Annotated in this window: 2 pseudogenes; both read right to left on the bottom strand. The window is 68.6% G+C overall.

What is annotated here, in order from left to right:
* Positions 1 to 106: pseudogene (locus BMG07_RS41120) on the bottom strand (VirB3 family type IV secretion system protein); the annotation flags it as partial.
* Between the two features lie 3 nt (positions 107 to 109).
* Positions 110 to 264 (bottom strand): annotated as a pseudogene (locus tag BMG07_RS44560) (conjugal transfer protein TrbC); the annotation flags it as partial.

Here is a 264-nt window from a genome sequence, read left to right as displayed (position 1 = left end):
GCGCGCCGGCCAGCAGGCCCGAGAACATCACCAGCTCACGATCCCCGCCCATGAACAGGTTTTCTCGGTTGCCGGCCCTACGGATGGGGATCGCGCGCAGAGCCATGACTTACCCCGCGATGTGGCCGCGCTCGGCCCAGCGCATGACGGCTTCGCCGGGGAAGCCGGCCACGTCCAGCGCGGCGACCTTGACCTGGTGCAGCGCGCCATCGGTCAGGGCGGCGATTTCCGCGCCACGGCCGAAGAACGTGCTCATCATGTTCT

Origin of the sequence: Variovorax sp. E3, from assembly GCF_016082275.1 — a bacterium.
Taxonomy (GTDB): domain Bacteria; phylum Pseudomonadota; class Gammaproteobacteria; order Burkholderiales; family Burkholderiaceae_C; genus Variovorax.
Note: the sequence above shows the minus strand (reverse complement) of the source record. Positions and strands in the feature narration are given on the sequence as shown.